Raw genomic sequence first — 13,301 nt, forward strand, 5'->3', positions numbered from 1 at the left:
CCCCCTCGGAAGTTCGGCAGTTCGGTGAGAAATCGTGCGGCTGACGGGGATCAGGTGACGGTGAAGATCCCGGCGTCGGTACCGGCCGGGGTGTACTCGGCGAGGCGGGCCCGCAGGCTGTCCTCGCGCTGCGGCTGGTAGAGGTCGTGGAAGGCGCCCATCTCGGAGCCGTCCTCGGCACCGCGCCTGATCTCGTCGGCGCAGCCCACGGCAGGCTGTCCGTACGCGGGGGTTCCGTACCGCTCGCTGGTGAACAGCGGCCGTACCCGCTGAGCCTCCTCCTGGCCTGCCAGGTCCGGTTGGCAGCGGTGCCGGCGTGGCGTCCGGGACCCGGGCGGCAGGTACGAGAAGCGCAGGCAGCCGATACCCCGCCGGGCCACCCGCATCGGCCCGGTGAAGACGCTGTTCTCGGCGATCTCCACCGCATGGGTGTGGATCTCGCCGATGACGGTGGTGCGGTGCGCGTACAGAACGGCATGCGCATGACGGCAGTCCGGCGCCGAGAGCGCCGCCCGGTCGTGCGCTGTGGCATCGAGGATGCTGTCCCGGATGTGGATGGGAAGCGGGTCGTGGCGCACCTCGTCGCCGATGACCTCGATGGTGCCCAGGATGCTGCGCTCGATGGACACGCACGCGGTGGTCCGGTCCAGGACCAGGCTCGGTTCCTCGGGCGAGTGCGGGTCGCACTCCGGCTCCAGCGACCAGCCCGGTACGAGCGTGCAGTGCCGCAGCACGACCGCGCCGACCGGACCGGTGACATTGAGCCCGCGCCCGGTGATCAGCAGACCGTCGAGCACGATCCGCGGGGCCTCGCCCTCGCAGTCCTCCTGGGCGCGGATGTTGAGGGCGTCGGGCCGGTTGCTGTACCAGTCGAGCAGCCGGATCACCGGCCGTGTGCCCTCGGCCGCCCGCACTTCGAGGCGGTCGCCCGGATCCAGATCGAAGTCCAGCTGCTCCTGGTAGGCGCCGCTGTGCGTGATCTCGATGATGCCGTCGGGGCCGCAGTGCCCGGAGCGCCGGTCGCGCTGCCAGTCGTTGTACGCGTCCATGATCCGCTGGTAGCTCTGGCCGGGGCCGACGCGGTAGACCCTGGCGGCCGTCGGTGTCTCCCGATCGCGCGGGTACTCTCCGCCGCCCATGTCGTCCGCGAACGCGGAGTGGTAGGTGACCCACACGCCCTGCCGTGGAGCGGACCGCGAGCCGAAGGCGATCCTGCCGAGGGCCGGATCGACCGCCACCTGGCCGCGCTTGGGCCGGTAGCGCCAGTGGGTCAGATCAGCCACCACGATGTCCGACATCGGCACCGGCTCGTCCTGGCCGTCGCGCCAGATCGTGAAGCTCTTGCCCGGCCCGTAGTAGTCGGCGAGCCGGTCGGCGAGCTGCCGGCGGCGGATGTACGCGGGAACGTTGTCGATCGTCGCGATATGGGTCGCCGACGGCTCCGGCACCGGCTTGGTCACCAGCGGAGCGTCATTGCCGAGGATCGAGAAGGTGTAGAGGTTGCGGGCCCGGTCGATGCAGTACGCGGGCGAGCCGGTCAGGTGGTAGGGCTTCAACCGCCACACGAAGAGACCTACTCCGGCCGGGGAGTAACCGCCCTGGGTGCGTGCGGAGCCGGCCCGGCGCACGTTCACCGACTGCGCGACCGTGCCGAACGGCCCGCCCGCCAGGTCCAGCGCGGTCCCTTCCCGTACGTCCACGAGCCTGCCGCGCTCCAGGCGGCGTCCGTCGGCGGCCTCCGTGCCCGATCCGTACAGTTTCACCGGCTGCTGGTGGGAGACGAGACGGGAGAATTCCACGGCCCGCGAAGGCCATCCGGCGACGTCCTCCGCCAGCTCCTCGATGAGTGCGAGAGTGCCTTTGCGCCGCCGGTTGGCCACCGTGGCGGCCACGTCGCGGCGCGGCGCCAGGGCCTCGGCGAGACGCAGGCGCGAATCGTCCCCACCCTCGCCCTCAAGTCCCTTCGCCTGTACGCGTTCATAGCCCGGCAGGGGTGTGTAGCCGACCAGATCGCCCAGGTACGGGAGCACCCAGGGTGCGGCCGTCTCGACGAACCAGTCCTCGTACCCCTGCTCGACTCCGTCCCGCACCCGGTCCACCTGCTCGGCCATCACCGCGAGCAGCGCGCGCAGCGGCTCACCGTCCTCGATGTCCCGCCGGCGGTGCCACTGCGGGAGCAGATCCGCGAGGCCGTCCGGTTCCCTGGTCATGCGGTGACCTCCGTCAGAATCAGCGTGTCCGCGACGCGCGGGGAGAGCAGGGCGAGCTGTGCGGGCCTGATGCCGCGGAAGACGAACACGGTCCGGTCCTTCTCGAGACGCCGGGTATCGGTGATGTCCGGGTTCAGCCGCAGCAGTTCGGCGAGCGAGATGCCGTACCGCGCTGCGACCTCGGTGAGCGTCTCGCCGTCGTCGGCGGTGACGCGGTACACGTCCTCGTCGTACGCCGCGAGCCGGGCCCCGACGGCGGTGCGCGGCTGGGCGAGCGAATCCTCGAGTCGGGCCAGCTCCTCGGGCGTCACGGACGCGGGCACACCGGTGAAGACATCCACGTCGACGTAGTCGACGCCGGGCACCGAGTGGGCCGTCGCCAGCACCTCGGACAGTCGCGCGGGGCGACCCAACTCGCGTCGGCCGCTGCCGAACCGGGTCAGCAGCGCCTGGCGCAGGCGCGGTTCGACGACGGTCCAGGTGTGGTCGGGGGCGACCTTCACCTTCGCCGCGAGGAGCAGCAGCACCAGTTCGCGTACCTCCACCCGGACGGGAAGGCGTGAGTCGCCGTACTCGGCGAGCGAGGAACGCAGAGCCCGCAGCACCTCGGAGTCGTCCGCGATCGCGATGTCGTCGACCCCGGCGACCGTCACGTGCAGGATCCGCCGCCGCCCGTCGAAGATCTCGCGTGCCGCGGCGCGGCCGATGCCGGCCCGTGAGCGGGCGAAGTCCTCGTAGTCCTTGAGGGAGACGAGTCGGTCCAGCGCGGAGACCGCGAGCGGGATCGTCCGTCGGGTCAGGCCAGGACCGTCGGCCTCGGCGCCGCCCGTGGCGGGCTGTGGATTGGTGACGGCGGTGACCCCCAGCGGCCGGGTGATGGCCTGGGTGATGCGGTCCGCCCCGACGTTGGCGGCCCGGCCGGTACCGAAGCGGTACCGGGCCCGGACGTTCTCGTGTCCCGTGGGCAGCCGCGCACCGTGCACCCCGTCGCCGAACGTCACGGTCGTGCGTCCGTCCCCGGCCGTGCCCGAGACGTAGACCCGCTCTCGCGGACCGCGTCCCGCCAGGCTGTCCACCTCCTGCCACAACAGCCCGTCCACGCGCACCTCCAGCGTCGGGGTGGCCCCCAGAGGGTTGCCGGCGGGCAGCCATGTCAGCGGTGACTGCCAGAGCGTGAACGTCTGGTCGGTCCGGCCGGCGTCGCCGCTGCCGATCGGCTCGTCGCGGCTCTCGCCGTGCGTCGCGGGCACTACATTGCCCTGGATGCGTAGCGTGTCACGGCGGTAGCTGAAGGCCAGGTCCGTGGTGAGCGTGAGCTTCGTGTGGACGTGGTCGCCGGGCCGCTGCGGGTCGAGCTGCTGCTCCACCGCCGCGATCACCACCAGTTCGGTACCGCGGACCCCGGCCGTGTCGGGGATGTCGGTGCGCTCGCCCGACACCACCAGATGACGGCCGGGCCGCAACCCGTCGTACAGCTCGGCCAGTTCGATTTCATTGCCGTGAACGTCCTCGCCCAGCGGCTCGTCGGCCGGGCGCAGCGCCTCGCCGCCCGCGTGGACGGTCGCGTCCCGGATCGCCGAGAGCAGCACGTCGTGCTCGTCCAGCCACGGTTCGGCGAGCGTCAGCTCGGTGCCACGGCCGGTGATCCCGTAGTCGGTGTACGCGGCGGTGCGTAGGGCGGTGACCCGGCTGGTCACGAACTTGAGGTTCTCGTCGCCCGGGATCCCGTCGGGTTCGCCGGCGCCCTTGCGAGGACGCTCGATCGCGACCCAGCTGCCGACGGTGATCTCGTCGTACACGGAGTCCAGCGCGACGACATGACGGTTCGCCTGCTTCGGCACGGTCGCGATGCCGACCTCGACATTGGCCGGCTCACCGCCGACCGTGTACCGCAGGGTCACCTCGTACTCGCCGTGCCTGATCTGCTGGTGCTCGCCGGGAGCCAGGAACCGCTCCAGCGGCTCGCCGTTGTGGACGGCCACATGGACCCGGCCGTCGTCGCCCGGCCGGGAGACGAACAGCGTCCGTTCGGGCAGCCCCGACATCAGCCGGGCCGTCACACCGGGCTCCTGCGAGTCGGCCGGGCGCCGGCTCAGCCAGCTCAGATCGTGGTCCTGCGCGGACCGCGTCATCAGCGAGATCCGGCCCGGCCCCAGCGGGAAGGTCTTCTCGGCGGGCAGATTCTCCGAGACCTGCACCGACGCCCCGGTCTCGATGTGCTGGAACTCGGCGCCCACCGGCACCCGGCCCGCTGTGTCGAACACGACCCGCATGGTGGTCAGAGCACCGCCGGTGAGCGGCCAGTCCGTCTGCCGGACGACTCGCCCGCGCTCGTCCTGAACGGGCTTGAGAGGCGCCGTCGCCCCGAACGGGGCGGCGGTGACCCGCATCGCCTGGAGATCGCGCAGCGACGGGGGCGCGGCCGGGGCGGCCTGCCGCCATGCCGCGTACATCCCGTCGGCCACCCGCGGATCGAGCGCCGACAGCAGCTGAGCCCCGAGGTCGGAACCCGGCGCGAAGTAACGGCCCGGGTCGTGGGAGAGCGTGCGCGCCCCCGACGGCGGACGCACCACACGGGTGCGCAGCGCGGGAAGTACGGCCCCCAGCGCCTGCATGGCCGGCGAGCCGGAAGCGGCCACGGTCGGGTCAGGGCGGGAGGGCTCCAGATCGGCCGCACGCTCGATCAGTTCGCCGACCACGGCCTGCAACTGCTCGAACCAGGCGGCGACCTCCCCGTACGGGGCGGCTATCGTCCGGGCCTCGGCGAGCCGGTCGTGCGGTTCGACGAGCCGTGCCGCGAACTGCGCGGGCGTCTTGATCCCGCCCAGATCGGCGCGTAACGGAGCGAGTACCTGGGCGTCGAAGTCCTCGATGATCCGGCTGACCGGACGCGGGTCGGGGTTGTCGGGGGTCGGCTCACCCTCCTCGGCCTCCCGCTCGTCCTCGGTGATCCACTCACGGAGTTCGGCGACCAGCTCGGTGAAGGAGGCCGGGGCGGACTGCGGCAGCCCGATCGCCGTGATCTCCTCGCCCCGGTCGATGCGGATACGCGCCACCGGAAGCAGCAGCCGCTGCCCGGGGCTCTCCGCGTCCCCGCCGAAGACGAAGAGCAGCCTGTCCCCGGTCTGCAGGGAGGTGTCGGTCCCGGAGACGAAGATCTCCGGGCGCTTGCGCAGATCGTCCGGGGTGAGCAGCGCGGGCCGGCGCCGGCGCACCGCCAGTTCGTTCCACGCCCAGCGCGCGACGAGGTCGTCGCTGGTCTCGAAGGCCTGAGACTCCTCGTCGGAGGTACTGGGCACGCTGTTGGCGCGCGCACCGCGCGGGATCAGCACCGGAACGTCCTCGGCCCGCGGATCCCTGTCCAGCGTGTACGCGAGATGGGTGTCGGCGGCGATGCCCGGCCGCGGCCGGTGTCCCACGAGGCGTCCCAGCAGAGCCAGCGAGCGGTGATCGTCGGCCGTGCGCAGATATCCCTCGTCGGCGATGCGCTCCGAGTGGAAGGTGAGCAGATCGCCCACGACCGCCCACGCGTCGAGCAGTCCGATCGACGGATCGTCCGGGGTGCGGACGGTCAGCCCGCGCAGCGCCGGATAGGCGGGGGACGCGAGCCGGTCGAGCATGGCCGCCCGGAACGAGCCGTAGTCGCCGACCCGGTAGTCGAGGGCGGTGCGGCCGGGCGCGGTGTACAGGACCTTGGGCGCGTGGCGTTCGTCGTGCCCGCCGCGGCCGCAATCGCAGGAGCCGCTCATCGCGTACCTCCACCGAGGTCGATCGAAAGCCGGCCCAGCTCGGGCCGGTCGGGGTCGTTGTCGCAACGCGCGATCTCCAGCGGGCCGAGCCGCAGCACGCCTGCCTCCAGTGCCGTGTCATCGAGTGGGTCTTCGTGGAACAGCCGGCGCAGCCTGGTCACCCGCACGCTCTCCACGCCGTGCACCGCCGCGGCCACCGCCACCAGACGGCTGAGCCGCACCGGTTCACCGAAGGTCAACGCGTCCGGATGGAAGAAGCCGAGACGTCCGCCGGTCAGCGGGCGGTTGCCGAGGAGTCCGTACAGCTCGGTGAGAATCTGGCCGTGCTGATGGCCTGGCGCCGCGCACACCGCCAGCGTGATGTCCAGCGGCACGGACCGCGCGGGCCCCACCACCAGGTCGTGCCCGATGCGGCGGTAGCTCTCCAGTGCGTACGCCACCGAGTCGAGCAGCTCCGAGGACGCGTCCCCGCTGCCCAGCGCGTCGACGGCGACATGCGCCTCCTGCACACTGCCGGTCCAGCGGATCTCGGCGGCCGCGCGCTGCACTCCGGGCAGCTGAGATGCCAGTGCCGCATAGTCCTTGGCGGTGACGGCCCGCAGCCGCGTGCGCTTCAGGTCGAGCGGGGCGAGCTGGCGCACCTGCTCGACCGGCTCGGGCTCCGTGCCGCCGACGGCGGGCAGCGGATTGCGTACCCCCATGACGGGTATCGGGTCACCGGCGTCCGCGTCCTCGGGATCACGGCACAGCACCAGATGGTTGATGGCCTCCGCGCCGACGTTGCCGGCGGTGCCGCCGCCGAGCCGGTAGTGCAGCTCCAGCCGGGCGCCCGGCTGCGGGCGGGCACCGTGGCGCCCGTCCCCGAACCGCAGTGCGATCCGGCCGTCGTCCTCCAGCTCACCGACGAAGTGCCGGCCGCGCGGACCGCTGCGGAGCAGATCCCGCTCGGCGGTCCACCACTTCTCGCCCTCCGCGACCGTCACGGCGGGCAGCGCGGCCCGCGGATCCTGTACGAGCGCGGCCGCGGGACCGCGCAGCACCGGCTCGTCCGGATCGATCCCGGCCGCGTACTCGGCGCCCCAGGTGTGGGTGATCTCCCAGGCGATGGAACCGTCCAGCACCGCACCGGCCCGCGCCCGGGCCGTCAGCACCTCCAGCCGACGCAGCTTCGCAGCCAGCAACCGTTCGCTGCGGTGCAGCAACTCCCGTAGCGCGCTCACCGGATGACGGCGCAGCTCGAAACGCTCCAGCACGCGCAGCCCGAACAGCACGGTGAGTTCTGCGACTTCGGACTCCGTGAGCCCGTCGCAGTCACGGGCGCCACGCCACAGCTCCACCAGCCGCTGCCGGACGCGTCCAGGGATGGCGGCCAACCGGTTGGACTGTCCCGCCGAGACATGACGCGGGTCGGGGAACGGCACCGACTGGACGACAGGGGAACGCTGCAGCACCGGCCTGAAACGCGCCGGGATACCGGGGTAGACGACCTGAGCCAGCAGGGTCTCAAGCGCCTCGGCCTGTTCGTAGGCGGTGCCGGGGACGACCTTCTCCCGTCGGCGGCCCGCGAGTTCCAGGCCGAGACCGGCGCGCCCTGTCGGGTCCTCGCCGACGACGGTGAACAGCTCCCGTATCTGGTCAGCAGTCAGAAGCCGGCCACAACGGGTCTGTTCGCGAAGGGCGTTGACGAGATCCGCCGTGGCGTTCCCCTCCTTGCGATCCCAGCAGCCGAAGCCGGACGGATCGCAGGACCCGAGGACGGCGGGAGCGGGAGGCACGGTGGCCGTCTCCGGCGTCCCGCCGCAGAACGTCTGCGAGCGCCCGTGATCGACGAGCACCACATTCCCGCGCGCCACGCTCACATCCTCGACCGGCTCGCAGTCGGTGCCGCCCCGCGTCGAGAGACGGACAGGGAAGGCCAGTGCGTCCTCCTGCGCCCAGGTGACCTCCACCACCGGCCGGTCGACCAGCCGGTCCACGCCCGGCGTGACCGAGGTGAGGCGTACGGCCTGACGGTGGGCGGGGTCGGCGTCGCCCGGCGTACCGGAGCGTGCCCCCAGCACCTCCTCGATCAGCAGCAGATCGCCGGGAGCGAGCTCCAGCGACCTGACCGAGCACGCCTCGTCCGACCACGCGTCCCGCAGCGTCGCTGATGTGGCGCCCTCGGGCAGCGAGCACACCTCGTCGCCCCATGTCCAGAAGCGGATGGTGTTGTGCTCGGGGCGCAGCGCCAGCGGCTCGTCGGTAACGACCGGCTCGAACACCTCGACCGATCCTCGCTCGTCCAGCACGGCCAGGTCCCGGTCGTCGATGACGGTGCCGATCGCGGGCCGGTCCCGCGGCCCCAGGCCGCGGACGTCGACGGCGGCGAAGCTGTAGGTGCCGGGCCCCAGCGTCAGTTCCCGTACGGTCTCGACCGCGACGAAGGCCCGTGCGTTGACGCCGTCGTGCATCGGGTAGTCGATGAGCCGGACATGGCGGCGTACGGAGACGCGGCGGCGGGCCGTGTCGAGATACGCCTCCGTGGCCACCGCATCCTGCTGATAACTGATCCGGTCGGCGGTGTGGGCGAGCAGCTCGACCAGCGTCGTGCCGAGGTCGGCGGCGTTGCGCTCCACCCAGTCCGGAGTGGTCAGCGCCAGCCGGTCCAGGATCAGGCGGCGGATCGTGTCGTAGTCGCGCGCGGTGTAGTCGATGACCGGGGCGGCCGGGAAGGCGGGCGGGCAGTCGGACTGCTCGTCCTTGCAGTCGAAGGGGGTCGGACAGTCGGGCCGGAAGTCGAACCCGGCGGAGAAGTACCGCTGGTCGAAGCCGGGAAAGGGCTCGGTGCCGGGCCGTCCGTACGGATCGGTGTCCACGACCGAGAGCGTGTACCGGGACGTGTCGCCGGTGCGGTCCAGCGTGACGAACAGCCGGTCGTCGAGCTCCGGGTCCTCCTCGCGCTCGACAGACACCTCCACGGCCTCGATGCCGGTGATCCGCCGGCCGCCGTCGATGCGTATGTTCTCCGGGCACAGCCCGTGGGGCGCCTTGCCGAGGAAGGTGACGGTGAGGGTCAGCCCGTCGTCACCGACCTCGACGGCGTCCACGCCCCCGAGCTGCGCAGCCCGTACCGTGACGCGCCTGCCGTCCGTACGGCAGGCCGACTTCTCGCTCGTACCGTTCATGCCGGGCCGCTCCCCTCGAACACGTCGTCGCGCCGGCTCGCGGTGGAGCGCACCACGTAGCGCAGATGGACCCGGACCACGTTCTCCTCGCTGACCACGTCCAGGGACTCCACCTCGATCAGCTCACCCAGCCGGCGCTGCAGGGACGCCTGCACCGACAGCTCCAGCGCGGAGGCCAGCTCGGGGCTGTTGGGCGTGAAGACCAGGTCGAGCAGCCCGCAGCCGAAGTCGGGGCGCATCACACGCTCGCCGGGACTGGTGAACAGCAACTGCTCGATCAGGTCGCGTACGTGCTCGTCGTGAGCCGCGTGCGCGGTGCGTCCTCGCCGGTCGGTCCGGAAGGGGAAGGCGATATCGCTCCTCGTTCGCGTCATCGGGAGGACACCCCCCGTGCGGATGCGGTCACGACCGGCGGGCCCTGCGGCACGAGCGCGGCGCTGAAGCAGAGCGCGGACGAGCTCTCCAGCAGCACGGGCCGGCCGTCGATCAGCACACCGGCGCGCTCCGGCGTCCAGCGGACCGTCACGCACGGATGCGGTACGCCGTCGACCGTGTGCCGGCAGCCGCTCACCGCGAAGACATCCGTCGCGGCGGGCACGGACAGCCCGTCGATCCGGACCCCGGACGACGGGGCGGAGGCGGGCGTGACACGGCCGCCGTGCGGGCAGCTGATCGCCGAGCCGCTGCTCACGAGATTCCCGGACACCACGTATCTCCCCGTTCTTGTCGTACTCGTCGCTGTGGTCATCGCTTCTTCGGCACGATCAGCCGGCCCTCGTTGATAGTGACCTCGTCGCCGGTCAGCACGATCGACGCGCCCTTGCCGGTGCCGATGGTCACGCCCTTCTCATCAATCTGGATGTAGGCGCCGCCCTTGGCCTCCAGCAGAATCCCGGTACCACCGGGCACGTCCGACATCACCACCTTGTGCCCACCCGGCGTCTGGATCACCACCGGCTGCGATCCGGGCAGCTCCGCGCTTGCCCGGGGAGGCAGCTCGGAGGCGTCCCCGTACCAACTCCCGGTCCAGACCGGGAAGCTCGGATCGCCCTGCTCGAACTCCATCCACACTCCGGCGCCGATCTGCGGGACGACGTACTGCCCGGCGTGCCGGCCGGTGAACGGCAGACAGGGCAGCGCCCACGTGGAGGCCTCGTCGCCCAGCACGTCCGGCACCTGGGCCGTGATCCGGCCCAGCTTGAGCGGATCCCTGTTGTCGATCACCCGGCCCCTGAACTTGCCGAGAAACCGGTTGTTCGGTCCTGCAGCCATGCGAAGTTCTCCTGGTCCTGACGTCTCTACGGACGCACCGTCCCGCTGCGGGCGATGAGGCCCTCGCGGGAGAGCGTGAAGTTCTGCTGGTACGAGCCGGGCCTGAGGTTGTGCGTCACGCTCTTGACGTAGTAGTCGCCGTCGTACGTCACGCCCGAGCCGCGAACCCCCACCAACTCCCTGGGCCGCAGGACGTATCCATGCCGATGGACATCCAGCGACCCCGACCCGGAAATCGCGTCCGCGGAGGTCGCGGCCCTGGCCAGGGTCTCGGCCTCGGCCTGCCCGAGCTCCTTCTTCGCGGTACCGGACAGCGTCCTGCGCTTGAGGGCGGGCGAGGCCCGCAGGCCGAGGGGCGGCCGCAGCGGGCCGATGTCGGGCTGCGCCAGCAACCGGACGTCGCGGGTCCGCGGGTCCTGGACGCGCGCCTGCGGCTCCTCCCTGGCTGTCCCGTCGTACGCGAAAGTCAGCTGGTCGACGGTGGAGTTGTTGTCCATGTTGACGTTCAGCGCGTGCTGACGCCGACCGAGCCGCTGCTCGGGTCCCCAGAAGGCGATGGACCGGCCGAGGCCCGGGCCCGGCTCCAGATAGAAGGTGTATCCGTTCGCCCGCGCGAGCTCGTTCAGATACTGCAGGTCGGTGCCGGTCTGGTAGTCCACGCGCAGTTGCTCGCGCGGGGGCTGATGGATCTGCTCACGGATGATCCAGGGACTGATTCCGTAGTCGGCGTACCGCCCCAGAATCCGCTCGACCCGCTGGGCGGGGCCGAGATTCGGATAGCGGTCGGTGCGCTCCTCGAGGTCCATCAGCAGCGTCAGATCCTCACCGGTGACGGTGAGTGTGCTCTGCCCCGGCTGATTGCTGGCACCGACCTCCTGCCGCACGATGAGCCCGTCCAGGATCACGGTCGGCGTCCCCTTGACCGAGGTCGCGACGATGACCCTGGTCTTCGGATCGAAGAACCCTTCGGGCAGCAGCCGTTGTGTGATCAGCCCCCGCTTGCTCAGGTCGAAGGCGAGCTGGAACCCGCTCCGCTCCCCGGCGGTCATGGTGATCTGCGCGGACAACAGGGCCTCGGCCACCTCGGCCGGCACCGGGCGGGTGAGCTTCGGGCCCATGTGCAGGGTGAGATGAACGGGCCCGCTCCCGATGGGCTCGTCAGCCATGGAGCCCACCCGGCAGAGGTATGTCGACCGTCCGCCCCGGTTCTGCGGTCAGCTCCTCAGGGTCGAGTACGGGATTGGCGTCCGCGATCTGCCACCACTGTCCGGGGTCACCGAAATAGCGCTGCCCGAGATGGTCGGGCCGCTCGCCACTGCTGACCGTGTGCGGCGCGGTCCCGTCGGCGGCCCGGCTGAGCGGGGGCAGCAGACGCCGCTTGGTGTAACGCACCTCGGTGCCGTCGGGCAGACGGTGCACGCCGATCTCCGCGTCGTGGTACCGGCTGGTACGGGGGTAGGGATGCGCCCCCGGAATCGCGTCCAGCGCACTCTCGTAAGGATCGATCACGTCTTACAGCCCCCGTCCCAGCCCGAGCTCGGCCGGCCGACCGCCTCGCGCGGCGGCGGCCAGCCGTTCCTTCTGCGCCAGATGTGCGAGATACAGGTCGGCCCCGCGGTGCCCGGCCGGCAGGTCGCTCACGCTGAGCACCTTCATGCCGATGCCGAGGCTTGCCCGTATGGGATTGAGATTGACGTCGAACGCCGACTCGCTGATGGACAGTTCGGTGAGCCGGACGGGCATGACACGCCTGCTCCCCCAGGTGAAGAGGGTCAGCGGCATCTCGATCGGGCTGATCTCGATGGTGCCCTTCCGGGTCTTCCGGGAGGCCTCGCGTAACTGGGCGCTGGTGGGATGCACCAGCATCTCCAGCGTCGCGAGCTGTGGATGGACCCCGTCGGGCGCGGCGACCTCGAACTGATCGGTGGCATCGATCTCAGCGGTGAACTTCCAACTCTCCTCGGCGGGGCCCTTGAGCCTGAGTGCCTCGTTACGGTCCCCTCCACTTCCGCCCCCGCCGGCGTCCCCGCTTCCGCCGGCGGATTGGGGGGCGAGGGAGCGTTCGAGGGTGTCGGGGTTGAACTGCAGGACGATGATGCGCTGGGGGGTTCCGCGTTCGGGGTCGACGACGACGATGCCGGAGCGGATGGGCTTGGGTATGTCTGCGTAGCGGCTCACAGCCGGGCCTCCAAACGCTCGGTGAGCGCGGTGTAGTCATGGGCGGGAAACGCGGCGGGAAAAGTATCGATCATTTCGGAGAGCTTTTCTGCGCGGTGCTGAAGCGCGTCTTGGAGAGTCACATCGGCGAACAGCAGTTGCCAGCCGAAGGTTCCTTTGGTCAGCCGCAGCGCATCCAGATAGTCGCAGTAGCTGAGACAGGTCCTCACGCACGCCTGGGAGTTGGTGACGGGATCGTACAGGTCTCTGTCCTGATACCAGATCTCCAAGTGATCCTTGCCCGACTGAATGCGCACAAAGGCGGCCTGACCGGTTGCGTCGCGCGGTGTGGAATCGATGATGCGCAGCTCCGAGAACAGTTGGCGATCACTCTCCGAAGCGTCGGACGTAGGACGTGGTGCCGCACCGATCAAGGCTTTGTAGAAATGCGGGAGGCTGAATTCTCCTGCGAGCTCGCTAGGGGACCCGGCCAGTCGCCATTGGCCTGAGATGCGCTTGAAGCGCAGAGAGCATCTCAGCAGCTCCGGGCTCAGTGTCAGGTCCGCCCACTCCGCCTTCGTCTCGGACAGTGGAAGAAACTCGCCCAGGGCGAACCACAGCTTCTGTTGCTCTTCGAACAACACATCGAATGCTTCGCTTCGGCGTAGCTCGTCGAGGGACTCCTGATGTAGTTCCTCGTTCGGCGTCAAAGGCTTCACGTATGTTCTCTTTCCCGGTGTCGAACCGTC

Annotated in this window: 10 protein-coding genes; all 10 read right to left on the bottom strand. The window is 70.6% G+C overall.

The window, feature by feature from the left end; genetic code table 11:
* Positions 1 to 50: 50 nt before the first annotated feature.
* Genes OG963_RS12270 through OG963_RS12315 form a run of 10 tightly spaced genes read right to left on the bottom strand, consistent with a single transcriptional unit; the run spans position 51 to position 13,271 of the window.
* Entirely contained in the window at positions 51 to 2,210 is a 2,160-nt protein-coding gene (locus tag OG963_RS12270) for a hypothetical protein (RefSeq protein WP_319739284.1), read from the bottom strand.
* Positions 2,207 to 5,959, bottom strand: a complete 3,753-nt coding sequence (locus OG963_RS12275; RefSeq protein ID WP_093930111.1) for a putative baseplate assembly protein — start codon at positions 5,957 to 5,959, stop codon at positions 2,207 to 2,209. Before OG963_RS12275 ends, OG963_RS12270 begins: the two co-directional genes overlap by 4 nt.
* Positions 5,956 to 9,123, bottom strand: coding sequence for a putative baseplate assembly protein (locus tag OG963_RS12280; RefSeq protein WP_371798888.1), 3,168 nt, complete (start codon positions 9,121 to 9,123; stop codon positions 5,956 to 5,958). Before OG963_RS12280 ends, OG963_RS12275 begins: the two co-directional genes overlap by 4 nt.
* On the bottom strand, positions 9,120 to 9,497 hold the full coding sequence (locus OG963_RS12285) for a GPW/gp25 family protein (protein ID WP_030917625.1): 378 nt from the start codon (positions 9,495 to 9,497) through the stop codon (positions 9,120 to 9,122). Before OG963_RS12285 ends, OG963_RS12280 begins: the two co-directional genes overlap by 4 nt.
* Entirely contained in the window at positions 9,494 to 9,829 is a 336-nt protein-coding gene (locus tag OG963_RS12290; protein WP_093930109.1) for a hypothetical protein, read from the bottom strand. Before OG963_RS12290 ends, OG963_RS12285 begins: the two co-directional genes overlap by 4 nt.
* Before the next feature lie 38 nt (positions 9,830 to 9,867).
* Positions 9,868 to 10,395, bottom strand: a complete 528-nt coding sequence (locus tag OG963_RS12295; protein ID WP_371798889.1) for a phage baseplate assembly protein V — start codon at positions 10,393 to 10,395, stop codon at positions 9,868 to 9,870.
* A 26-nt stretch (positions 10,396 to 10,421) separates the two neighbouring features.
* Entirely contained in the window at positions 10,422 to 11,561 is a 1,140-nt protein-coding gene (locus tag OG963_RS12300) for a hypothetical protein (protein ID WP_093775623.1), read from the bottom strand.
* On the bottom strand, positions 11,554 to 11,904 hold the full coding sequence (locus OG963_RS12305; protein WP_093775621.1) for a hypothetical protein: 351 nt from the start codon (positions 11,902 to 11,904) through the stop codon (positions 11,554 to 11,556). Before OG963_RS12305 ends, OG963_RS12300 begins: the two co-directional genes overlap by 8 nt.
* 3 nt (positions 11,905 to 11,907) lie before the next feature.
* The gene (locus tag OG963_RS12310; RefSeq protein ID WP_371798890.1) at positions 11,908 to 12,573 is read right to left on the bottom strand and encodes a hypothetical protein; all 666 of its coding nucleotides are present in this window, start codon (positions 12,571 to 12,573) and stop codon (positions 11,908 to 11,910) included.
* The gene (locus OG963_RS12315; RefSeq protein ID WP_371798891.1) at positions 12,570 to 13,271 is read right to left on the bottom strand and encodes a hypothetical protein; all 702 of its coding nucleotides are present in this window, start codon (positions 13,269 to 13,271) and stop codon (positions 12,570 to 12,572) included. The genes OG963_RS12310 and OG963_RS12315 overlap by 4 nt, the downstream gene beginning before the upstream one ends.
* Positions 13,272 to 13,301 lie beyond the last annotated feature (30 nt).

The sequence above is a fragment of the Streptomyces sp. NBC_01707 genome (assembly GCF_041438805.1).
Taxonomy (GTDB): domain Bacteria; phylum Actinomycetota; class Actinomycetes; order Streptomycetales; family Streptomycetaceae; genus Streptomyces.

Bases quoted from the DNA above. Each gene is read 5' to 3' on its own strand.
- OG963_RS12270 (WP_319739284.1), bottom strand. From the start codon at position 2,210: ATGACCAGGGAACCGGACGGCCTCGCGGATCTGCTCCCGCAGTGGCAC.
- OG963_RS12275 (WP_093930111.1), bottom strand. From the start codon at position 5,959: ATGAGCGGCTCCTGCGATTGCGGCCGCGGCGGGCACGACGAACGCCAC.
- OG963_RS12280 (WP_371798888.1), bottom strand. From the start codon at position 9,123: ATGAACGGTACGAGCGAGAAGTCGGCCTGCCGTACGGACGGCAGGCGC.
- OG963_RS12285 (WP_030917625.1), bottom strand. From the start codon at position 9,497: ATGACGCGAACGAGGAGCGATATCGCCTTCCCCTTCCGGACCGACCGG.
- OG963_RS12295 (WP_371798889.1), bottom strand. From the start codon at position 10,395: ATGGCTGCAGGACCGAACAACCGGTTTCTCGGCAAGTTCAGGGGCCGG.
- OG963_RS12300 (WP_093775623.1), bottom strand. From the start codon at position 11,561: ATGGCTGACGAGCCCATCGGGAGCGGGCCCGTTCATCTCACCCTGCAC.